Here is a 21,900-nt window from a genome sequence, read left to right as displayed (position 1 = left end):
AACTGGCCGGCAGCGGTGGGCATTTTCACCGGGGTGTTGGCCAAGGAAGCCGTGGTCGGCACGCTGAATGCCGCCTACACGGCCTTGGCCGACAGCGCATCCGCCGAAAAAGAGAAACAACCCTTCGTTTTGGCCGACAGCTTAACGGCCGCCGCCGCGACGATTCCGGTCAACCTGAGCGAAGCCTTGGCCGCCTGGCTGGACCCGTTGGGGCTGGACATCGGCGACGTCCACAACCAAGCCGCGGTGGCGGAAAAAGCAGAAATTTCCACCGGCATTTTCGGGGCGATGGCCAGCCGCTTCGACGGCAAGGCCGGCGCCTTTGCGTATTTGTTATTCATCCTGTTATACATGCCCTGCACAGCGGCGATTGCAGCGGTATATCAGGAATCGGGCCGGGCCTGGACGGTGTTTGTCGCGCTGTGGACGACCGGATTGGGTTATGGCATTGCCACCCTTTATTATCAACTGGCGACATTTGCCCATCATCCGGACAGCGCGCTAGCCTGGATTTCCATCATTATGGCCTTGTTCGCCGCCGTATTGTTATCCTTGCGCTATCTTGGCATGCGCGAGAAAACCTCCATGCCGGCAATACAGCAATCGTATCGATAGCTTAGGGAGCTACGGTGACTAACGCCAAACACCCCCTTCGAGCACAACAGACGGCAAAAGGCCCGCCGATATTGCTGGTGATCGGCATTCACCGGGAGGAACTGGCTTTCGGCAGACTCGTTGCCGAAAGCTTGAATCCTGAAAAGGTACACGTGTTGCCCGTACCGGAAGGCATTTCCGGACAACGTCCGCGGGCCGATCAACACTTCAAATACGCCGCCCTGCATCGGGCCTTGTATCTGCAACTGTTGCCTTACGTGCAGGGCCGGCACCGCCTGTTGCTCGATCTACATGCCGGCAGCGACCCGTCCGGCCCCAGCGCGGACCTGATCTGTGCCGCCGGGGATTTGCGCGGCCGAATCGAAGCCGCTGTTGCCGCCCGCCCGGAACTGCTGCCATGCAATATCCGCGTCATTCCGCTAGGCGACGACACGACCTTCCCGCATGCACACACCGTGATACCCAAGCAAGTTTGGCGCAATGCGGCTTTTGTCTATCTTGGAATGGAAATCTACTTGCCGGAGACGCACGAAGGACTGCAACGCGCGATCAAGTTGGGACGGGGGTTGGTCGAGTTGGTCGGCGGCTGCGTTTGCAACGATGAAACGGCCGAGACATCGACGCTATCAGCGCAACAAGGACTTGCGGTGAGTGGTCAAATGCACTCCCAGACAGGCCATAAATAAACCGCCGGCGACGGCATGGCCTTTTTTTTGCCCGGCGGCCACCAACGCCAGCGAGGTCGCCAGACTCCCCAGCATGCCCACTTTGGCATAACGGTTGATCCGCATCTTCATCGAGCGATTCTCTGTGGACAATGACGCATCCAAGGCCCTGTCGGCCGCTGCGTCGACTTTTACTTCGAAAGCCGACAAATCGATCTGCTCGGGATCGAAAATTACCACCATGCTGCCGGCCGCTGCATTGGGGTGTAACTCGTTAATGGCTTCGATTTTCAATAGTTCGGCTTCCAAAATATCCAGCCGGGCTGGATTGCGCAAACGCTTATCCCGCACCCGAATGCGTCCTGGCGTTGAAGATACGATTCTGTTCACATTTGCCCCTTATCAAACCGCAAAAAATTTAGCCGTGACGCCGGTATTACTATAGAAAACGAATGCGAATTATACGCAGTAAATATCCCACGGCAAAGCCGGGGGGATATTTGCCGCTCGCCGGTTTTTGCGACATGCTTGAGCCAGACTTCACTACTATGAGGGCTCTAACTCCCGCCACCGTCACCTCGGCGGCAGCTCTCCTCGCTTACTTCAACTTACCTTCCCGACATTCCGCTCCCAACCACTTGGTAGGCCCAGTTATCGCTTCATTCGCCATGACAAGGTAACTGATGATTTTCCGTTCATCGGACGTTACCCCCCCTCGACCATAAAGTTCAAATCACTCGCCGGAACCGGCCTGCCGAACAAATACCCCTGGAAGGCCTCGCAACCATGCAGTTTCAGAAAATTAAGCTGCTCTCCGGTTTCAACGCCTTCGGCAATGACCTGCAGATGAAAGTTATTGGCCATATCGATGATGGCCTTGACCATCACCTCATCACTGGGATCGGTGGCAATATCGCGGACAAAACTTCGGTCTATTTTCAATTGATCCAACGGCAGCTGTTTGAGATAAGCCAACGACGAATACCCCGTGCCGAAATCGTCAAGCGACAATTTGACGCCAAACGCCTTCAATACCAGCATTTTTGCCTTTACTGCCTCGACATCATTCACGATCACGGTTTCAGTCAGCTCCAGTTTCAGCGCCGTGGCATCTACCCCATGCGCCGAGATAGCCGTCTGCACGGATTTGATGAAGTCGTGAGTATTGAACTGATGGGCGCTAACGTTGATCGCCACTTGCAAGTGCCGCATCGACGGCTGTTTTTGCCATTCCGCCAATTGTCGGCAAGCCGTGTTCAGCACCCAACATCCAATATCGAGTATCAAGGAAGATTCCTCGGCAATCGGGATGAATTCCAACGGCGGGATTAGACCGCGCTCCGGATGCAGCCATCGAATCAAAGCTTCTACACCGATAACTCGCCGCTCGACATCGCACTGCGGCTGATAGTGCAGTTGAAGTTGTCCGGCATCCAGCGCCCTGCGCAAATCGGCTTCCATCGCCGCGCGCGATTCCAGCACTTTTTGCAGGTCCGGATCGAAAAATCGCACCTGGTTGCGTCCGCCATTCTTCGCTTCGTACATAGCGGCATCGGCATGTTTCAATAAATCTTCCACGGAGTTGTCATCCGCGCCAAACAGCCGCACACCAATACTGGGGGTACTATGATGAACATGATTCAGAATATGGTAAGGCACGGCCAACGCGGCGCGGATTTTCTCGGCAACCAGCGCGGCTTTTTGCGACGCTTCGTTTATAGACTCCCCCACCTTCTCCAGCAGTAACACAAATTCATCGCCCCCGATACGGGCAACACTGTCGGCCTCGCGAACGCTGAATTTGAGACGGTTGGCCACTTCGACCAACATAATATCCCCATGGTGATGGCCTAAGGTGTCGTTCAGCAATTTGAATTTATCCATATCCAGAAACAACAAAGCGCCATATTGACCGTTTCGGGCCGCGGCCAGTAACGCATGTTCGATGCGATCCTGCAGCAACCGGCGGTTGGGCAATTTAGTCAGATCATCATAAAACGCCAGATTGCGAATTTCCTCCTCGACCCGCTTGCGTTCCGTGATATCGCCAAATGTTGCCACGTATTCGCTGACCGTCCCGCGGTCATCCTTCACGGCGGTGATCGTCAAACACTTGGGATAGATTTGTCCATTCTTCCGCCGATCCCAAATTTCGCCGCTCCAGTAACCCGTTGTCTGCAATTGCGTCCACATCTCCTTATAAAAGGTCTTATCGTGGCGGCCGGAACTGAGTAGGCTCGGCCTTTTGCCGATCACTTCCTCGGCGCTATACCCGGTAATCTCCTGAAATGCGCGGTTGACCTGCAAAATGATACCCGTGGTATCGGTAACCATGATGCCATCGGGGGAATCGAAGGTCACCGCGGCAATACGCAGTTTTGCCAGATTCTGTTTTCGCTCGGTAATATCGCGAAAGAAGGCAAACAATTCCCGCGTTTCGCCATTAAAATTAACCGACACTTCAACATCATAGACATGGCCGTCCTTGCGACGATGCCGGGTTTCAAACATGTCGTGGCCCTGGGCCAATATCTTGGCAAGATGCGCTTTAATATCGGCGGCGTCTTCGTTGGCTTCCACCGCACTGATGTGCATGCCAACCAGTTCAACCTCCGTGTAACCCGACATATATGCATAGCTTTGATTGACGTCAAGAATATACCCATCCATATCCGTGATCCAAAAGCCATCATGAGCCGTATCGATACAGGTTTTGTGCCGCAACAGTATGATCTCCGCTTGCTTGCGGGCAGAGATATCCACACCGGCCGCCAGATAACCCGTAATTTCGCCATTCTCGGCATAAACCGGCTTCAGCTGGAAATCGACCGGCAACATCCGCCCGCCCACGCTCATCGCCACGTCGAAGCGTTGGTTTAAACCCTGTTGCACCAATTGCAAAGCCAGTTGAATCTTGCCATGAATGCGCGGATCGTAAGTCCAGCACGATAAATCCACGAATGCCTTGCCAATCACGGCATCGCGGTCACGGCCAATACGCTGAAGCGTAGTCTGATTGACTTCGGCAACATTCCCTTGCCGGTCCAGCAGGATGAGATTGATCGGCAAATGTTCCAGAATTTGCCGAAGATGGCGGTTATTCGATTCAACAGCAGATGAAACATCGAGCGCTTGATTGAGTTTAGCCGACATGAGCAGGCGATAACGGTGCATCGCATCAATGGCTAGCGACACCAGCGTACCATCGAATATAAAAACCAGATTCGACCAAAAACTTTTTTCCAGCGTAGCCCAAGACAGCGCATAGTAAGGCGGTGTAAAAATACACGTGGCCAGTAAGGCTCCCAGAATGGTAGCAAACAACCCGATGCGAAAACCGGATAACAACACCGACAAGGTAACGGCGGGAAAGAAGGTGATATATTGCAGGCCGGCCTCGACGGGCGCGATCAATAGCCTAACGCCCAACGCTCCCGCCATGATCAACAGGGCCAGTAAATAACCGCTCCAATGGGTTCGATACTTGGTTGAAACCGAATACCGATTCTCCAGATGCCTAACCAGGGCTTCGATGTAACATCGGCATCCGCCTCTCAGAAAACGCACATTATTGGCCATCGGTGCTCCTATTGCGGGATTCGAGCTATTGCAAAATCACCGGCCGACATAACGCTAATGCTCGCCGGGTTTTGCGACATGCTTGAGCCAGACTTCACCGCTCCAGACATCGAAAATCACGTTGCGATGCCCAGTGCCGCCCAGATGTTCCGCTTTGATATTGAAACCGTACAGTCCCAACAACTCCCGGCCCGATTTGACATTCTGCGCAGAGACATCGATCGGACATACTTGCGATTTGCCCGGAAACTGGTTGCCGCCACCGAACATTTTCGCCTCAAAATCGTGCGGTTTACCCCCGGCTTTATGCAACTCGCCGACAAATAATTTCATTGCATCATGCGCATAGCGGCCATCCAGGGTTTTGCCGCAGTCGCGCCCCTTGCACATGGGTAATAGATAATGGCACATCCCCCCTATTTTTCGGCGCGGATGCCATAGCGTAATGGCTACGCAGGACCCCAGCAGCGTTCTAATCCGCGTTTGCCGGTCGCCGAAATAAAACTCGCCGGGCTGCAAAAAAATATCGATGCAATTTTCCGGTTCAGTCATCGCGTTTCCGCTGGTAAATTGAAGGCGAAATCATCTGTAGCCGATGCCGGATGCCGTTCAACGATTCGGAATGGCTGATGATGAAATAACCGCCGGGGCGCAAATAGTGCTGAATGCGTTCCACCAGGCGCTGCTTGGTGGGCATGTCGAAATAAATCATCACGTTACGCAGAAAAATCACGTCAAACACCCCTAAATCCGGCAGATTATCAATCAAATTGGCGCGCATAAAGCTGACTCGGTCGCGCAAGGCTTGCTGGATCAGGAAAAAGCCTTCGTAATCGCCATTACCCCGCAGACAATATTTTTTCAGCAATTGAACAGGAATCTTTTCCGCTGCCGGCAACGGATACAATCCCTGCCGTGCCTTGTCCAGCATACGGGTGGACAAATCGGTACCTATGATTTCCCATTGCCTGCTACGCGCATATTCCGCGGCCAGCATGGCCAAAGTATAGGCCTCTTCGCCGCTGGAACTGGCCGCGCTCCAAAAACGTAGCGGCCGGCCGGCGCTGGCCTCGAATAACGCGCATTGCAAAAATTCAAAGTGTTTATGTTCGCGAAAAAAGTAGGTTTCGTTGGTAGTCAGCAAATCCAGCGCCATCACGGTTTCCCGCTCGAAACCCGGTTTACCGAATTGGCGAAAATAGTCGCTGTAACTGGAAAAGCCGAGGTGGCGCAAACGTTTGTCCAAACGGCCGGACACCAGGGCATGTTTGCTGTCGTTCAAGACGATACCGGCCTGTTTGTATAGATAGTCCTTGATCCAATTAAATTCGTGCCGTTGCAATACCACGCTACCGCTAACGGGATGGCGTTGCGGCGAAGCGCCATCTATGACCGAATGATAAGCCACGCTATTCGTTGCCATTGAAGGTTCCGCGCAAATAGTTCAGGCTGCCGTGCAATTCAGTCAGGCAATGACACTGCGCCGCCGTCAGATTATCGGCGGCCGCCAATTCGCTCAGGCGATTATCCAATTCTTGCATCAACTCAAGTTGCAATACCCGGCGTTGGCGCAATTTACCCACCATCCCGGTAAAAGCCTTGGCTAAATCCTGCAATTGATCCTTTTCTCGCAATTGAGTCATCACATCCAGATTGCCGTCGCCGACTTCGCGGCACAGGGTTTCAAACCGAAACAGCGGGCCGGCTATCCGGTGCGAAGCGTACAATGCACTGGTGACGCCGGCGGCACCGGCGACCAGCACCGCAACGGCATTACCCATCAGTATCGAAAGGCCCAACCGATGCCAGGCATTAAGCAAACCGGCATGCGCCGATTGCGTCTGAGCCAGCAAATCGCCGCCGGTAATCCAATAGATCAATAAGGCCGAACTGAGGCTGGATAACAGAATCAAGCCAAGCGCACCGGCCATGAAACGGCCTTGAAAGGCTTTTTTGATGAAAATGCGACGACGTTTGACGGGCGGCTTATTCATGATTCGAACCTTGATTTACGTTGTGACAGGTTAAGCAGAGTTCGCCGCCAGTGTTATTGCGGCGTAATAAAAAACTTTTGCGTAGCCGCTCGGCATTCAACAACCGGTCCAGAAAACTGACACTGGCTTGCGGCCCATCGCTATCCAAACTGCCGTGGACATAATGGCAGGTCAGGCAGGTGATAGCATTGCCGCCATTCAACGGTAAATCCGCCGGTACCGGAAAATCGATGTCCACCCACACCCTGTGGCCTTGCGCGGTATCGTGGCAATGCTTGCACATGGCTACGCCGTCCTGCTTCAATTCGCTAGCGACGGACGGATAATTTTTACTCGTCAATAATCCGCTGGGCAATGCCGGCGTTTTCGCATGGCATTCGTCACACGCGGCCCGCGGCAGACCCGCGCCCACTCTGTGAGGGTCGGCGGCATGGGTCGCCGCCGCCTGTCCAAGCCAAACGGCCAAACCGATCATCGCGCGAAGTGAGTAAGCGATGCGCATATCAAAACATCACCACCATCTGCGCCATACCGACACGCTTGTCGAAATAATGTTCCCGGGTAGCGGTCCCCAACGAATCGGTATATTCGAATTTGACGCGCAAATGCTCGCTAAACTTGTAATTCAAACCCAAGCTCAATAGCGAAACCGGGTGAACGGCCACCACGCTACCATCGTAACCGTCGACCATGAAATCCTGATTGGATTGCCAACGGGCATAACGCACAAAGGCCAAAAGCGGATGGTGAACGGCATCCTCCAAATCGGCGATCAAGGTAGAGTGATAACCCATCTGACGGCCTTTGCCGTAACCGACGGCGGCACCGAGCCCGTCATACCTGTTGGGTAAAACCCGGTGGCCCTGCTGCAACAAAAATTCGTTCTGCCAGCGCAACATGGCGTATCCCAAACTGAAATCGGCGCCGTAAAACGCGTTGCTGACATTATTATTTGCATCCAACTCGGTGAGGTGCGATACGCCGAATTCCATGCCTTCGGGATTGCGGCCGTGGACACGGAAGCGATTCCGGCCCAAATTGACGCCCAAACGCCCGCCCATCGAAGTGCCGTCGCTTTGATAAACGCCGTTGGTCCAGAACACCGAGTAGTTGAACATGTCCCAGGAACCGTAGGAACGCACGCCGTCGCCGTTGAAGCCGCCTTTCTGCATTCTAACCGTCGTAATCGGCGCGGTAATACTGGCCCTGTCCTTGTTGGCATAATTCTGATAATCGGCCATGAACGGCAAATCGAAACGGCCGGCCTGAATATGCAGACCCTGATTGTTGAAAATACGTCCGCGCGGCGGAATGCTGCTATCGAACATATGAAAATCCACAAAACCGACGCCAATCGCCGCGCTACCTTTGCCCGCGCCGATCAATGCGTAATTTCCGCAGGTTATATGCGCCGGCGAAGATGCGTAATCGGCGCCGGAGGAGTTACCGCACAGTACCAGCGCGGAACTGGCGGCGAAATGCGCGTTGTAGGTATAGGCGATATCCAGCTCCAGCAGACCGACACTGAACGTTTGGTCGGTAGAGTTACTGGTTTTGGCATTGATGTCGAAGAAACCGCCGATATCCAAACCGCTTGCCAAGGCGCCGGCTTTCAGGCCGGCAATTTTCGCGTCCAAAGCCTGCAATTTGCTATCGAAGCCGCTATCGCCGCCGGCGGAGACTCGCGCCGCAGTCCCAGTAACGGCGACTGCCGCCGGTGCCGCCTCCGACACCGGCAAATCAGGCGGCGAACTCTGGCCGCGACCTTGCTCTAATTGGCGAATCCGCGCTTCCAATTGTTCGATTTTTTCATCCTTTTCCCGCAACATACTTTGTACGACGGCGCGAATATGAGTGTCCGAATCGCGCGCGGCAGCCAGCACCGGCGGCGAAACCGGCGAAATAACCAAACAAGGCAGCAGCGCGGCCATAGGATAACCCGCGTTCTGTTTTGCAACAGAAGCCATGATCATTCGCCGGCAGGCACCCCGTGACTCATCCCGCTTAAGGCGGTCATTTCGTCAACGGATAGAACCCTTGCGTTATTCAGCAGAATGACGAATTTACCGTTACGCTTTGCCATGCCGCTGATAAAATCCGGTCTGATACCCGCGCCAAAACTGGGCGGAGGCTCGATTTCCCGCCGGCCGATGTCAACCACTTCGTTAACCGCATCGACGACTATGCCGATGTCTTGGTTATCGTCGGCCTCGCTGCTTGTTTCGACGATGACGATACCGGTGCGCTTGGCTATAGAAGTACAACCCTTGCCGAACCGGGCCAGCAGATCGATGACCGGCACCACGCTGCCGCGCAGATTGATAACGCCGCGCACGAACGCCGGCATCATCGGCACTTCGGTCAAATCGCCGTAAGCTATGATCTCTTTGATATTCAAAATCCCCAATGCATACACTTCGCCGCCCAACACGAAAGTCAAATATTGACCCCCATCCGCCGATACCGATGATGGCGTAACAGGCAGGCCTTCGTGAGTTTTTGCCATTGCTGTCATGTTCAGCTCCTAAAAACGCTCAAACTGGGCCAAGTCAAACTCGTTTTTGCTACTGGTTCTGGTGACTTGTAAATTCAGCCTGTCGGCATCGGACTTACGGGAGACCTTAATCGCACTGCCGCGCGTATCGGCGGCATTACCGATTTTGAAAAAGCTCATCAGGCTTTGCAGCTGCTCGGCTTGACTGGTCATTTCCTCGGAAGTCGCCGCCAATTGCTCGCTAGCCGAAGCGTTTTGTTGGGTGATCTGGTTCATTTGGTTCATCGCCGTATTCACCTGACCGACACCCTGGGATTGTTCCTGCGAAGCGGCGGCAATTTCCTGTACCAGATCGGAGGTTTTGGCGATGCTGGGCACGATTTCATCCAGCAAACGACCCGCCGTTTCCGCGGTTTTTACGCTGGACTCCGCCAATTCGCCGATTTCCTGCGCGGCAATCTGGCTGCGCTCGGCCAATTTGCGGACTTCCGCCGCCACCACCGCAAAGCCTTTACCGTGATCGCCGGCCCGCGCCGCTTCGATGGCGGCGTTCAACGCCAACATGTTGGTTTGATAGGCGATATCGTCGATGATGCCGATTTTGGTGGCAATATCCTTCATCGCTGCCACGGTTTGTTTTACCGCCACGCCGCCTTCGCCGGCTTCCTTGGAAGCTTTGCCGGCCATGCCGTCGGTAATTTTGGCATTCTCGGCATTCTGATCTATACTGGCCGCCATTTGCTCGATGCTGGCGCTGGTTTCCTCCACGCCGGCCGCTTGCTCGCTGGCGGCTTGCGACAACGATTGCGACGTGGAACTGATTTGCTCGGAGGCGTTACCCAATTGGTCGGCGGCACTGACGACTTCGGCAATGGTTTGCGCCAGTTTCTTGACCGTGTTGTTGGCGGCATAGCGCAGGTCTTCCAACTGACCTCGATATTGTTCGGTAATCTGCTGGGTCATATCGCCTTGTTCCATGGCGAACAACACATCCTTGACCCGGTTGAGCGGTCCTATCACGCCATCCAAGGTCGCATTCACCCCTTCGACAATCCGGCGGTAGTCGCCTTGGTGCCTGCCGGCGTCGGCCCGCGTATCCAGCCGGCCTTCCGCGGCGGCTTCCGACAATAGGGCCGCATCGTTGATCAAGGCATTAACCGCATCGATACAGGTATTCAGATTATTTTTAATAACGTTGAAATCGCCGTTGTATGCATCGGTAATCTTTGCCGGTACCTCCCCTTTGGCAATTTTTTCGACATAATCGGCCGCCACATTCAAGGGACCGATCACCGCGTCCAGCGTATTGTTCACGCCTTCGACAATTCTGCGGAAATCGCCCTGGTGCTTGCCCGCATCGGCACGGGTAGACAATCTTCCTTCCACGCCGGCCTGCGCCAGCAAACCGGCATCGTTAACCAGCGCCTGGATCGCCCGCGCCATGTTTTGCATGGCGGCCATCATGCTGGTTTTATCGTTGGCCTTGACCGCTATTTGGGTACTCAAATCGCCGACGGCAATTTTGTTGGCCAGTTCCGCGGCAAAGTCCGGTTCGCCACCCAATTGTTTCAACAGGTTTCGGGTAACGAAAAAGCCCAATAATGCAGTCAATGCCACCACGAGACCGGTTATCAAATTGGCCACGAAAGTAGCGTTGCCCTTGGTGGCTACGGCCTCCTCGGCAGATTTTTTAGCCAATTCGGCGTTGTAATCCATATGGGCGTTAAAGGCTTTATTGACCCGTTCCGCTTGCGGGGCATATTCGGCCAGGGCGGCTTTAGCTTGTTCCAATTTATTCTGGTTGGAATAGGCCAGGATTTGATCCACGCCTTTCAAGTAGGCATTAAAACTATCGATATTGTCCTGCCACAATTGCCTATCCTTCTCATCAAAAATGGTGCTTTCATAGTCTTTGAGCGATTTGTCGACAATGTCGCGGGATTGCCGCAAGGATTCTTCAACCTTGGCTTTGCTTGCGGCATCGTCGCTCAACACATGGCGGTACATGCGTATGCGCAATCGGCCCAAGGATTCAGTGGCTCGACTGAGCATGAGAATTCCGGGCACGCAATTGATGTTAGTGAAATTGGTCTTGTCATAAACGTCCTGCATTTTGCTTTGTCCCTGCCAAGCCAAAGCCACCAAGCCGATTACGGCAGTCGCTACCAGCGTGGTCATTTTTTGTGCAACGGTTATTTTCATGGTCTTGATTCCTTTGTGCGATAAATGAGCAATCGAAATACTCAACGGTTACGGTTATTCATTGCAGTCGATGAATTGCGGCATGCGCACCTCCTAACCTGACGGTAATTTCAAGCGGCTAATGCAATTTAAGAAATACACGCCCCGATTCATGTTCTCTCCCCCTTGTATGGGTGCGCGTCCGCGTTGGACGCGCTACCGCCGATCTTGAAAAAACTCATTAAGTCTTGCAGCGCTTCGGCCTGACTGGTCAACTCCTCGGCCGTGGCCGCCAATTGTTCGCTGGCGGAAGCATTTTGTTGGGTGATATTGCCCAGCTGCAGCATGACGCTATTGACATCGCTAACGCCGACAGTCTGCTGTTGCGAGGTTTCGGCAATTTCTTGTACCAGGCGCGAGGTTTCGGTAATGCTGGGCACTATGGCTTCCAGCAAATGGCCGGCGGTTTCGGCAGTTGCCACGCTGGCGGAAGCCAATTCGCCAATTTCCTGTGCCGCTATCTGACTGCGCTCAGCCAGCTTGCGCACCTCGGCGGCCACCACCGCAAAGCCTTTGCCATGATCGCCGGCGCGGGCCGCTTCGATGGCGGCATTCAACGCCAGCATATTGGTCTGATAGGCAATGTCATCGATGATGCCGATTTTCTCGGCAATATTTTTCATGGCCCGCACGGTTTGACCGACTGCCACGCCGCCTTCGTTGGCTTCCTGTACCGCTTTACCGGCCATACCGTCGGTTACTTCGGCATTTTTAGCATTCCGGTCGATACTCGCGGCCATCGACTCGATACTGGTGCTGGTTTTATCGACACTATTGGCCTGCGAACTGGCTGCTTGCGCCAAGGATTGCGAGGTGGCATTGACTTGCTTGGACGCGTTGCCCAATTGATCCGCCGCCACAATGACTTCGTTGATGGTTTCGGACAGCTTTTGCACCGTGTTATTGACGGCCAAACGCAAATCTTCCAATTGGCCGCGATAGCGGGTAGCGATCGTTTGGGTCATATCGCCTTTTTCGATGGCCGACAACACGTCTTGCATTTGGGTTAAAGGACCGATCACCGCATCCAGAGTGGCGTTGACGCCTTCGACGATTTTGCGATAGTCGCCCTGGTGGCGATTGGCATCGGCGCGGGTTTTCAATTCGCCGGCCACTGCGGCTGCCGCCAACATGCCGGCATCTTCGATTAAGGCATGAATGGCATCAATACAGGTATTTAAGTTGTTTTTGATGATATTGAAATCGCCTTGATACGCGTCGACAATTTTGGCCGGGATATGGCCTTTGGCGATCTTGTCCACATAATCGGCCGCCACGTTCAACGGCCCCATCACCGCATCCAGGGTGCCGTTGACGCCTTCCACGATTTTACGGAAATCGCCCTGGTGTTTTCTGGCATCGGCACGGGCGGATAATTTACCTTGCACCGCGGCCTGCGAGAGAATGCCGGCGTCGGCAATCAACGCCTGAACACTCAGCACGGCGGAAAACAAGCCTTCCTGGACCTGGTTAAACTCCAAACCATAGTCATGTGCATTACGCCGAGGCATTTTGCCATGCCGCAATTGATCCAGGGCCTCATTGATGGCTTTAACGGGGATGAGCACGCCGCGAACCGTGAATCCGCTTAAACCGATGAACAGCACGAACAGCACTGAAATCGTCGCCACTAGACTGTTACGTTGCCCTTGCAGCCGATTTATGCGCTGATCCAATGCGGTCAGCAGCAATTGGTTGAACCGGCCGGAAGCTTGGTAGCGCAAATCGATCGCGGCGGACAATGTGTCGAAAAAAACCCGGTTATCGAAGTTCGGCTTGCCGGCCTCGACGATGTTCGTCTTGGTCAACTCGGCGATCCGCTCCATATCCTTATGCATTTTATTCAGCAGGTTCTTGCTGTCGGCATCCAAACCGGGAATCTTGCCGGTATTTTCTTCCACCAAGGCTTGGTTTTTTGTTACCGATTCCAATAACTGACGCAACACGGTAGCTTCTTCGGCGGTAACGGTTTGCCTGACCAAAATGCCGCTGCCTACCGCCCGCAGCTTACCTAACGCTTCCGTCATTTCCGGCAAATGGGTAATGGCGGTCAGCATCATGTAATACGTATTGACTTCCGGATCGAGCGCCATGCCCGACACGTCGCTCAGTTTGCGGTTGAATTTGAACAACCCGTCGATCAAGGCCGAATGGCGGGCAATACTGGTCTGTACATCCAGTCTGTCCGCATCGAAGGCCAAACTGCTCCAATCGCCGGTTAGCGCTTGCCATTCGCCCCGCAAGCCGAAGTGGGCGAAGCGCCTGTCTGCCTCCCCGACCACGCCGATTTGGCTATTGATGTCTTCCCGAACCCGGTGCCAGTTCTCCGCGCTTCGACTGTCGCCGGACAGGGCCATGGACGCCAGGCCGCGATGCAATTGCAGCAAGCGCAACAGTTTGATGGATTCGCGGACATATTCGGCCCCCTGTTCCTCGGCAACCGAAACCGCAATTTCAGTATTAAAGCGTTGTAGTAACAATCCGCTGGGCAAGGCAAACATGACCACGGTCAACACCACCAAGGCCAAAAATTTTTGCCAGAGTTTGACATTAGCGCTCAATTTGGCCCATAAGCCGGTTTGGAACGGATCGGCAATCCGGCCGACATTAAGGTCGGCATACAATTTTGCCGCTTCCTCAACCTGCTCCCGCGTGGGTTTAAAGCGAATGGAGCGATAACCTATGATTTTCCCTTCATCGAAAATGGGTGCCACGTGAGCGTCCACCCAATAGTAATCGCCGTTCTTGCAGCGGTTTTTGACCCTGCCGTTCCAGCTGCGGCCGGCTTTGACGGTTTCCCACAGCGAGCGAAAGGCTTGCCGCGGCATTTCAGGATGACGCACCACGTTATGGCTTTGGCCAACCAGTTCGTGTTCGGCGAAACCGCTCAATTTCACGAAGGCCGGGCTGACACCGGTGATGATGCCCTTAAGGTCGGTGGTGGAAACCAGATGGTCTTCCTCCGAAAAATGGACTTCGTTTTGGGTAATAGGCTGATTAATTTTCATAAGCGGTAATCGATAGTTAGCTAGCGCAATGTCAACTGGCGTGGCTTGGCGCCGGTAAAGCGTGCTCGGCATGGCGGTTCGCGCGTTCGCAAAATTCGAACAAGGTCGGCACATCCACGATTAAGGCCACCTTGCCATCGCCGAGAATGGTGGAACCCGCCACGCCCTTGATGTAGGTAAACAATTTGCCGAGCGGTTTGATGACGGTTTGAAATTCGCCTTGCAGCCGGTCCACCACGAAACCGGCTTTGTTGCCGGCGTGTTCGACGACAACCACGTTGTGCCGGCGCTGCTGATGGCTTTCCACATCGAAAACCTGGCTGAGCCAAACCAACGGCAGCACTTCGCCGCGTAAGTCCATGTATTCGCGTTCGCCGGCATCCTCCGGCAAGGCCACGCATTCGATGACCCTATCCAGCGGAATCACGAAAGTCGCCTTGCCGACGCCGACCAGGAAGCCGTCGATGATGGCCAGCGTCAACGGTAGGTGGATACGCATGGTGGTGCCGGCGCCGAGCCGGCTATCGACCTCGATATTGCCGCGCAGGGCGGTGACATTGCGTTTGACCACATCCATGCCGACGCCGCGACCTGACAAGTTGGAAACGGTTTGCGCGGTCGAAAAGCCGGGTTCGAAAATCAGGGCATAGACTTCGTGGTCGCTCAATACGTCATGCGCTTGAATCAAGCCGCGCTCCACCGCCTTGGCCAAAATGCGCTCCCGATTGAGGCCGCCGCCGTCGTCGCTGACTTCAATCACGATGCTGCCGGAGGAGTGGTAGGCCTTCAAGGTTAAGCTACCTCGAGCCGGCTTGCCGCATGCTAAGCGGACGTCCGCGGTTTCGATGCCGTGATCCATGGCATTGCGCACCAAATGCATCAGCGGATCGCCGATTTTTTCCACCACCGACTTATCCACTTCGGTGTCGCCGCCGGTGACGATTAAATCGATGCCTTTGCCCAGTTCCTTGCTCACATCGCGAACCACGCGCTGGAAGCGACTAAAGGTAGTGCCGATCGGCACCATCCGCAGTTGCAGCGCGCCATCGCGCACCTCTTCTATCAGACGCATGGTTTCGCCGGTCATTTCCTTCAAACCTTCGTCGGCGAACAGCCGCGAACGTAAGTTGACGCCGGCGCCGGCAATCACCAGCTCGCCAATCAAATCGATGAGTTTATCCAGCCGCTCGGCGTCGACGCGAATGCTTTGGGCCTCTTGGTTTTTTTTCTCTTTGACCTGTTTTTGTTTTTCCAGGGCCGCATTCAACACCGGCTCCGAAACGGCTTGATATTTGACCAGAATTTCGCCCAGCGCCGGCACCGCGGCTTCGGCTTCCGCATTGCCCTGTTCCCGCGCCGTCTGCATTTTGTTCTGCTGGTGATGCAGGGCGTCGTCCAGTTCATGGCGGGTAATGGCGCCCGCGGCAACCAATATTTCACCCAGGTAACTCAAATTTTCCGGCAGTTCGTCGATCAATTCGATAAATTCGCCAATGCCGCTGCCGTAGGGCAGGATACGGATGATGCTGCTTTCGCGGACAAACTCGAACACGCCTTCGATTTCCGCCTTGCCGGCACTGCTCTTCAGTTCGATTTCGAAACCCAGATAGCACGTTTCAGGGTCCATTTCGTCCGCCGGCGGCAGCGCTTGGCAAATAGTGACCAATTGGACGATGTCGCCCAGCGTGCGCAGGTAGGATACGAACGACAAGGGATCCATGCCGTCGCGAAACGAATCGGCGCCAAAGCGTAACGACAAATGCCAGTTGCCATCCTTGACCGAATCGTTTTCCAGTTTTTGTAACTGTTCGCGCGGGCATTTGAATTCGGTGACCGCTTTATCGGCCGGCGCGGCTTGAGTAAAGGCGTTCAGTTCATCCAGCAACTGTTTGCCTTCGGCGGTTAAAGCCGCATCTTCTTCGGTGCGGCCGTCGACGACATTCCGCACCAGCAGGGTAATATGGTCGCAACAGGGCAACAGCGCGGCAACCAGTTCCGAACCGACACCAATGCGGCCGCCGCGCAATTCGTCGAGCACGCTTTCCACCACATGCGTAAACGCGACAATGTGCGTCAAACCGAATACGCCCGACGAGCCCTTGATGGTGTGCGCGGCGCGGAAAATGGCGTTGATGCGTTCGGCCGGCGCCTCGTCGTCCTCCAGGTTGAGCAAATGCTCCTCCATATCCTGCAGCAACTCCAGACTCTCCAGAGTGAAAGTCTTCAGGGCATTTTTCATTTCCTCGTCAAAGCTCATGGCCTACTCCTCGGTTTGCGGCAACACTAATTGGTCGCCGAATGCGGTGGTGAGATTAGCGAGTTCCAATAGGTCGAGCACGGGCTTGCTATGCATGGCGAAACTCAGTTTTTTGCTGGTCAATGAGGCTTCCCGCTTCAACAAAATCAGCAACTGCAAACCGGCGGTATCGATTTCGTCGACGCCGGCCAGATTGAGCTCCAACGCAGCGTTCGCGCGTAGAGCCGCCAGCAGTTTTTCTTTGTGCCCGGCGACATTGAAGATGGTCAATTCGCCTTTAATCTCCAGCGTTTCCACGGCAAACCTCAAGGCATAACCAATTTGGATACGGCCGCCAGCATTTGTTGCGGCTGGAACGGTTTGACGACCCAGGCTTTGGCGCCGGCTAACTGGCCTTCCTGCTTCTTGGCTTCCTGCGACTCGGTGGTGAGCATGATCACCGGCGTGAATTTGTAGGCCGGCAATTGCTTGAGTTCCCTGACGAAGGTAATGCCGTCCATGTTGGGCATGTTGACGTCGCTGATGATCAGGTGAACTTTTTCGCCGTTGAGCTTGGATAGGCCGTCCTTGCCATCGACGGCTTCGATGACGTTATAGCCCGCGCCTTTGAGGGCAATGCCGACGACTTGGCGGATGGAAGCGGCATCGTCGACGACGAGTATGGTTTTGCTCATGATAGTCTCCTAAAAGAATGTAATTTCGGTTTCCGCGCTAGCCGTCGCCCGTCCGCCCTGGTGAATATGGCGCTCCTCCGCCATGGCGTAGGAGCTTTCCAGGCCGGCCAGCAACGCCTGCGCGTCAATGCCGCGCAATTTGCCGCCGGCCTGAAATTCGTCAAGCGCCGCATCGAATTGCGCGGGCAGGCAGGCAATGTTGTCGCGCACATGCGCCAATATCTGGCCGACCCGGTCTTGAAATTGCAGGGTGACCAGCGAGTTCTCGATTTCATGTTGAATGCCCTCGCTTTCGCGGCGCAGAATGTCCATCGATTGCGCCAAGGTTTGGGTGGCGCCGCGAAAGCCGTTCAGCACGCAATCGATGGTGGCTTCGGCCTGCGTAACCGATTTAGCGTCGTATTCGGCATTGAGCGTGGCTTCGCGGAACGCGGCGTTAATGGCGAGATTAATAGCTTCTATGCTTTGGCTGATGCGCTTGCCGCTCTCGCCGGATTTGGTCGAAAGTTTGCGTACTTCGTCGGCTACTACGGCGAAACCGCGTCCGGCCTCTCCGGCCCTCGCCGCTTCGATGGAGGCGTTGAGCGCCAACAGATTGGTTTGGTCGGCAATGCCGGCCACATCGGTGGCCATGTGCTTCAACTCGCCGATGAATTCCATCAGGCGGTGCATTTCTTCCAGCAAGGTTTCCTTGTTGGTCTTGGCCTTACGCAACGAGTCGACCACCGCCCCCAGTTCGCTCTGGCTTTGGGCAAAAATACCGACCAAGCCATGTTCGCCGCTAGTCATGGCCGAAGCAGCCACCGATTTCGCCAAGCGCCCGACGACGGCGCTGAATTGCGTGGTCAGATCGGAGATGGCCTCCGCCATTTGCATGCGGGAATTGTCGATTTGATTGATCCAAACCGGCATGACACTGTCGCCCAAGGTTTTTTGTCCGTTCAGCAACCTGCCGATATCCCTATGACAATCTTCCTGCTGTCGCTCAAGCGCCCGTTCGCGTTCGTAAGCGGCCTTGTCATCCTGCATGCCGCCATACCAAAAACCGAAACCGGCGGCGGCGGTCAGCAAAACCGCGATAGCCAGCAGGTTTGGCAAACTCAAGCCGGCAGTTATCAGTAAGGCGGTGGCGCCGAGCAAAGCACTAACGAGGCTACTGGTTAGACTGATCTGCTTGATGCTGTTTTCCATCACGAGGTACCTCAAGTTCTAGCGGTGGTTGAATAGTCGGCCGGAATACGGGCGACGATTTCGCTAATGCTGATAAAGACTTGGTCAAAGTCCTTCATTTTGTCGAAAAAACACCTCGCTCCCAGTTGCAGGGCTTTTCGTTTCAGATATTCGCTAGGCTCGGAAGTCATCACCACCACCTGCGCGGGCAAGCGTAATTCCCGAAGTGTTGTAAACAATTCCAGGCCGTAGCCATCGGGTAAAAGCAAGTCGAGGATCACAATCTCCGGCCGGTGTTCGAGCAGTTGGCTCCGCGCCTCGTTGACGCTGCCCGCTTCGATGATGGCCGCTTTGCCTACGATGCCGGCCAGTTCCTCGACCGCGCGGTCGCGGAGTAATTGCGAGTCTTCCACGATCAATACTTTCATGACCGAATTCCTACCTTAAGCCTTGTTGCGGTCTATCATCCGCTAACCGACCTGGAAAAAATATCCGGCCATTTCTGAAAATAGTCATGGGAATTTGCCGATGCGGCATAGGAAAATTCCTATAAGGATTCGGTGATAAGTAACTTCCCGCTAGCCAAGCACGTCATGCCGGCATTCTGGCCACACGGCTGCGGGAGGCCTTAAGTCATCCATGACATCCGGGTTCCGGCCATCCCCGCCGGAACGGCGATGTTTTGAATGAGGATTCCAATTCGGGACGTTATTCCAAACCAAAGCCGAAGTAGCGCCATGGACCTGCGCGGAAAACCTATCGCAATCGTTGTTTCACCTGATAAGGATTTTCCCGCCCATCCTTCGACGGGCTCGGGACGAACGGAACTCACTCATGCAACTGATTTTTTAGTATTACCGTTGCTAACTGGCAACGGCTAAAACGGGGTTGATTATGATCGAAAATGCGCATGCCACCTTCCGTCGACTACGATGACAAATCTTGGCCTTGGCTCGATTGCCACCCAAAAAATGCCCCTCGCGAGGAGGGGCGGAGTGCGGCGGTAAGCGCCCGGGGCAAGCATTGTTTGTGTTTGCTGCTGGCATTAATGACGATCCCGGGCAACCGCAAAAATTCAGGTCATACCGAATCGCACGCCTCGATCCGATTAGTCGGTTCAGCGGGTGCGCAATCTTCCGCCCATTCCTGCATGATGTTGCCGATTTCAGGCATCAGGTCCAAGAATATGGGCACCAAGTTCGGATCGAAATGCCGTCCCGATTCGCGTTGCAGCAAGGCGACGGCTTCTTCGACCGGCCAAGCATGTTTGTAAGGCCTAGCGGTGGTCAAGGCGTCGAACACGTCGACCAGCGCCACGATGCGGCCGACCATCGGAATCTGTTCGCCTTTCAGCTTATAAGGGTAACCGCTGCCATCCCATTTTTCATGATGCGTAAGGGCGATGGTGTACGCCATTTGCAGCAACGGCGAAGTGTGTTGACCGATGATTTCCGCGCCGATCTGGGGGTGGCGGCGCATGATGATCCACTCTTCATCGTTCAACGGACCCGGCTTCAACAACACCTTGTCGGGAACGCCGATTTTGCCGATGTCGTGCATCGGCGCGGCATGAAACAACTCGTCGGCATCGTGCGCCGAGAAACCCGCCGCGGCGGCCAGCAGCTTGGAGAAATGGCTGATACGTATAACATGACGGCCGGTTTCGTTGTCCCGATATTCGGCCGCGCGGCCCAGCCGCTGAATGATTTGCAAACGGGTTTCCTCCAACTCGTCGGTCCGCACCAAGGTCAAGTGTGTAGCGATGCGCGCGCGCACGATGGCGGGATTGACGGGCTTGGTGATGTAATCGACGGCGCCGACGTCGAAACCATGGGCTTCGTCGAGGCTATCGGACATCGCGGTGACGAAAATCACCGGGATTTTGCCGGTGTGCGGGTCTTGCTTCAGTGCCTGACATATTTCGTAACCCGACTGGCCGGGCATCATGACGTCCAACAAAATCAGATCCGGGACGGTTTCCCGGCTCAGCTCCAAGGCTTTTTGTCCATCGCGGGCAAAAATCAGCCGATAATTGTCTTGTAATATCTGGCGCAGGACGTGCAGGTTCGCCGGTTCGTCGTCGACGAGTAACAGGGTTTTGGTGGCGCGGCCATTCATGGCAAATCGGATAAATCGGTAGGGCGGAAAAAGACCGCCGGCGTTGTCATTTGAACACGATAACGATTCATAATGATCCCTATAGCGTGATTGATTAAGGCCTTATAACGCAATGCTCAAACATTTGCGGATTCGCGTCGCATGAATCAAGGCTCGTATGGGAAACATGATGCAATAATCGATCCCCCAACAACAATCAGTGCATTCCTAAATTATCTATAGGAAATTTCCTACAAAGTAACGCATGGGCTAACCCGCCTTAGGACCGGCCGGGGTTTGTTTCCAAGCCGGTTGTTTCATCCGTTCATGATGCAAGACGGCAAAATGCCTTGAGTCGGCGGTTATGCCGCGCATAGCGGGGCGCCTCGATAGCACAGCGGCGGCGCAGTTTTTTAAACCGCAAACACGCAAACATCAATTATGCAGTTTGCCAACCCGGTTTTCTAAACCCTATAGTCTTCCCCTCCCCAGGAGTTTAGCTAGCCAATCCGCGAGTTTTCAATGATTTCCGCCATCAACTTACCGGCCGCCGTAAAATCGAAGTCATGGAGGCACCGCTCCAGTTGGATCAATAAATGCGCCGGTACATGGCCGCTTAACGCCTGAAGAATTTGCCGGTATTCGTCATCGGCCGGCAATTGATGCCGTTCAACGCTGTCCGTCAGACGTTGCAAGGCTTCCGCCAAGGAGACCGGTTCGCCTTGCGCCATATCATTCGCCGGCGAGCCGGCGCCCCGCGCCTGGGTTTGTATCGCCCGCACCGCGGCATCCAATTGCTCCCGGAACATCGGCAAGGCGTCGAGCGCTTGCCCTGCCAGCACTTGCCGCTCCAGCTGCCGAGCGGTATCGGCCAATGCCAAGGCCCCCAGATTGGCGCATACCCCTCTCAAACCGTGCAGCAATTGCGCGGCCTCCAGAGTTTGCCGCTCGCGCAGCAACTGCCCAAGCCGTGCCGTGGCATCGGCGTAATCTTCGGCAAAATTCCGCAACAACTTGATGAGTAGCGCCTCGTTATCATTCAGTCGGCTCCGCGCCCGCGCCAAATCGAATCCCGCCAAATGTGCCAGCGGCCGACCCGGCTCGGG

19 protein-coding genes are annotated in these 21,900 nt (G+C 54.8%); 2 read left to right on the top strand and 17 right to left on the bottom strand.

Annotated features, from left to right (window positions below):
• Together NP596_RS11845 and NP596_RS11840 are read left to right on the top strand one after the other, a co-directional pair.
• On the top strand, nt 1–615 hold a 615-nt coding region (locus NP596_RS11845; RefSeq protein ID WP_305891752.1), incomplete at its 5' end, for a nucleoside recognition domain-containing protein.
• 14 nt (nt 616–629) lie between these two features.
• Nucleotides 630–1,301: a hypothetical protein gene (locus NP596_RS11840; protein ID WP_256615572.1), complete on the top strand. Its 672-nt coding sequence runs from the start codon at nt 630–632 to the stop codon at nt 1,299–1,301.
• Here the strand turns inward: NP596_RS11840 and NP596_RS11835 are convergent.
• The 17 genes from NP596_RS11835 to NP596_RS11755 all read right to left on the bottom strand — a co-directional run.
• Entirely contained in the window at nt 1,242–1,670 is a 429-nt protein-coding gene (locus NP596_RS11835) for an HMA2 domain-containing protein (RefSeq protein ID WP_256615571.1), read from the bottom strand. The genes NP596_RS11840 and NP596_RS11835 overlap by 60 nt on opposite strands.
• Before the next feature lie 315 nt (nt 1,671–1,985).
• Nucleotides 1,986–4,859, bottom strand: a complete 2,874-nt coding sequence (locus tag NP596_RS11830; RefSeq protein WP_256615570.1) for an EAL domain-containing protein — start codon at nt 4,857–4,859, stop codon at nt 1,986–1,988.
• Nucleotides 4,860–4,913: 54 nt separating this feature from the next.
• Nucleotides 4,914–5,411 (bottom strand): chemotaxis protein CheD, encoded by a 498-nt coding sequence (locus NP596_RS11825; RefSeq protein WP_256615569.1) that lies wholly within the window; start codon nt 5,409–5,411, stop codon nt 4,914–4,916.
• Complete coding sequence (locus NP596_RS11820) at nt 5,404–6,282, bottom strand: CheR family methyltransferase (protein ID WP_256615568.1); 879 nt, start codon at nt 6,280–6,282, stop codon at nt 5,404–5,406. Before NP596_RS11820 ends, NP596_RS11825 begins: the two co-directional genes overlap by 8 nt.
• Nucleotides 6,269–6,853, bottom strand: a complete 585-nt coding sequence (locus tag NP596_RS11815; RefSeq protein WP_256615567.1) for a HAMP domain-containing protein — start codon at nt 6,851–6,853, stop codon at nt 6,269–6,271. Before NP596_RS11815 ends, NP596_RS11820 begins: the two co-directional genes overlap by 14 nt.
• Nucleotides 6,846–7,355: a cytochrome c3 family protein gene (locus NP596_RS11810; RefSeq protein WP_256615566.1), complete on the bottom strand. Its 510-nt coding sequence runs from the start codon at nt 7,353–7,355 to the stop codon at nt 6,846–6,848. The genes NP596_RS11815 and NP596_RS11810 overlap by 8 nt, the downstream gene beginning before the upstream one ends.
• Nucleotide 7,356: 1 nt before the next feature.
• Entirely contained in the window at nt 7,357–8,820 is a 1,464-nt protein-coding gene (locus NP596_RS11805; RefSeq protein ID WP_256615565.1) for a coiled-coil domain-containing protein, read from the bottom strand.
• Between the two features lie 2 nt (nt 8,821–8,822).
• Complete coding sequence (locus NP596_RS11800) at nt 8,823–9,368, bottom strand: chemotaxis protein CheW (RefSeq protein WP_256615564.1); 546 nt, start codon at nt 9,366–9,368, stop codon at nt 8,823–8,825.
• 9 nt (nt 9,369–9,377) lie between these two features.
• Entirely contained in the window at nt 9,378–11,549 is a 2,172-nt protein-coding gene (locus tag NP596_RS11795) for a HAMP domain-containing methyl-accepting chemotaxis protein (RefSeq protein ID WP_256615563.1), read from the bottom strand.
• Between the two features lie 149 nt (nt 11,550–11,698).
• On the bottom strand, nt 11,699–14,596 hold the full coding sequence (locus NP596_RS11790; RefSeq protein WP_256615562.1) for a methyl-accepting chemotaxis protein: 2,898 nt from the start codon (nt 14,594–14,596) through the stop codon (nt 11,699–11,701).
• 31 nt (nt 14,597–14,627) lie between these two features.
• Nucleotides 14,628–16,853, bottom strand: a complete 2,226-nt coding sequence (locus NP596_RS11785) for a chemotaxis protein CheA (protein WP_256615561.1) — start codon at nt 16,851–16,853, stop codon at nt 14,628–14,630.
• A 3-nt stretch (nt 16,854–16,856) separates the two neighbouring features.
• On the bottom strand, nt 16,857–17,162 hold the full coding sequence (locus NP596_RS11780; protein ID WP_256615560.1) for an STAS domain-containing protein: 306 nt from the start codon (nt 17,160–17,162) through the stop codon (nt 16,857–16,859).
• Nucleotides 17,159–17,527 (bottom strand): response regulator, encoded by a 369-nt coding sequence (locus tag NP596_RS11775; RefSeq protein WP_256615559.1) that lies wholly within the window; start codon nt 17,525–17,527, stop codon nt 17,159–17,161. The genes NP596_RS11780 and NP596_RS11775 overlap by 4 nt, the downstream gene beginning before the upstream one ends.
• Nucleotides 17,528–17,536: 9 nt before the next feature.
• Entirely contained in the window at nt 17,537–18,316 is a 780-nt protein-coding gene (locus NP596_RS11770; RefSeq protein WP_256615573.1) for a methyl-accepting chemotaxis protein, read from the bottom strand.
• A gap of 413 nt (nt 18,317–18,729) precedes the next feature.
• On the bottom strand, nt 18,730–19,125 hold the full coding sequence (locus tag NP596_RS11765; RefSeq protein WP_256615558.1) for a response regulator: 396 nt from the start codon (nt 19,123–19,125) through the stop codon (nt 18,730–18,732).
• A 652-nt stretch (nt 19,126–19,777) separates the two neighbouring features.
• Nucleotides 19,778–20,815: a response regulator gene (locus NP596_RS11760; RefSeq protein WP_256615557.1), complete on the bottom strand. Its 1,038-nt coding sequence runs from the start codon at nt 20,813–20,815 to the stop codon at nt 19,778–19,780.
• 479 nt (nt 20,816–21,294) lie between these two features.
• Nucleotides 21,295–21,900: Hpt domain-containing protein (locus tag NP596_RS11755; protein ID WP_256615556.1), on the bottom strand; the 606-nt coding region annotated here is incomplete at its 5' end.

This window comes from Methylomonas rivi (genome assembly GCF_024505165.1).
Lineage (GTDB): Bacteria > Pseudomonadota > Gammaproteobacteria > Methylococcales > Methylomonadaceae > Methylomonas > Methylomonas rivi.
This window is presented reverse-complemented; position numbering and strand designations above follow the sequence as displayed.

Coding starts and splice junctions, on each gene's coding strand:
- NP596_RS11770 (WP_256615573.1), bottom strand. CDS start 18,316: ATGACTAGCGGCGAACATGGCTTGGTCGGTATTTTTGCCCAAAGCCAG.
- NP596_RS11790 (WP_256615562.1), bottom strand. CDS start 14,596: ATGAAAATTAATCAGCCTATTACCCAAAACGAAGTCCATTTTTCGGAG.
- NP596_RS11820 (WP_256615568.1), bottom strand. CDS start 6,282: ATGGCAACGAATAGCGTGGCTTATCATTCGGTCATAGATGGCGCTTCG.
- NP596_RS11825 (WP_256615569.1), bottom strand. CDS start 5,411: ATGACTGAACCGGAAAATTGCATCGATATTTTTTTGCAGCCCGGCGAG.
- NP596_RS11815 (WP_256615567.1), bottom strand. CDS start 6,853: ATGAATAAGCCGCCCGTCAAACGTCGTCGCATTTTCATCAAAAAAGCC.
- NP596_RS11795 (WP_256615563.1), bottom strand. CDS start 11,549: ATGAAAATAACCGTTGCACAAAAAATGACCACGCTGGTAGCGACTGCC.
- NP596_RS11830 (WP_256615570.1), bottom strand. CDS start 4,859: ATGGCCAATAATGTGCGTTTTCTGAGAGGCGGATGCCGATGTTACATC.
- NP596_RS11765 (WP_256615558.1), bottom strand. CDS start 19,125: ATGAAAGTATTGATCGTGGAAGACTCGCAATTACTCCGCGACCGCGCG.
- NP596_RS11800 (WP_256615564.1), bottom strand. CDS start 9,368: ATGACAGCAATGGCAAAAACTCACGAAGGCCTGCCTGTTACGCCATCA.
- NP596_RS11775 (WP_256615559.1), bottom strand. CDS start 17,527: ATGAGCAAAACCATACTCGTCGTCGACGATGCCGCTTCCATCCGCCAA.
- NP596_RS11785 (WP_256615561.1), bottom strand. CDS start 16,853: ATGAGCTTTGACGAGGAAATGAAAAATGCCCTGAAGACTTTCACTCTG.
- NP596_RS11805 (WP_256615565.1), bottom strand. CDS start 8,820: ATGGCTTCTGTTGCAAAACAGAACGCGGGTTATCCTATGGCCGCGCTG.
- NP596_RS11810 (WP_256615566.1), bottom strand. CDS start 7,355: ATGCGCATCGCTTACTCACTTCGCGCGATGATCGGTTTGGCCGTTTGG.
- NP596_RS11760 (WP_256615557.1), bottom strand. CDS start 20,815: ATGAATGGCCGCGCCACCAAAACCCTGTTACTCGTCGACGACGAACCG.